The sequence below is a fragment of the Sphingomonas segetis genome (assembly GCF_009720245.1).
GTDB classification, from domain to species: domain Bacteria; phylum Pseudomonadota; class Alphaproteobacteria; order Sphingomonadales; family Sphingomonadaceae; genus Sphingomicrobium; species Sphingomicrobium segetis.
This window is the reverse complement of sequence record NZ_WJSQ01000318.1, coordinates 1-623: the sequence shown is the minus strand read 5'-3', so window position 1 is coordinate 623 and position 623 is coordinate 1. Positions and strand designations below refer to the sequence as shown.

General features: G+C 72.9%; 1 pseudogene. It reads left to right on the top strand.

The annotated features are described in order from the left end of the window. Window positions 1-623: pseudogene (locus GH737_RS15005) on the top strand (methyltransferase); the annotation flags it as partial.

Here is a 623-nt window from a genome sequence, read left to right as displayed (position 1 = left end):
CTCGAGCCGTCCGCCGGCAACGGACTGCTCGCCTGGTGGGCGGCGCGCGCCGGTGCGCGCCTGCTCCTGAACGAGATCGGCGACCAACGCCGCTCGAACCTTGCCGAGGCGTTCGGCGGCGCCGTCCTGACGAGCCACGACGGAGAGTTGATCGACGACTGCCTGCCGGCGGACGTGCGCCCCAGCCTCGTCCTCATGAACCCGCCCTTCTCGCGCAGCCTGGGCCGGAACGAAGACCGCCATGCCGCTGCCCGGCATCTCGCGGCCGCCATGTCGCGGCTTTCGCCGGGCGGCCGCCTGGTCGCGATCATGCCCGAGAGCTTCGGCCCCGGCGGCTCCGGCCGCGTAATCCGGGCGAGTGTCGACCGGCAGGCCTGCCTCAGACTGGACGCGCTGATCGCCCCCGGCGCATTCGCCCGCCATGGGACTGGCGTCGCGGTTCGTCTCGTCGTTTACGACAAGCTCGACGAGCGCGCCGGGAGCGTCCGAGCCACCGTCGACCGGATCGGATCACTACTCGAGCCGATCCAAAAGCTCGCCCGGCGGACGCAAGTCCGGGTGCTCCACGCCCGCCCAAAGGTCCGCCCGCTCGCGCTCGTTGCGCGCCGCCCGGAGCCGCTCCG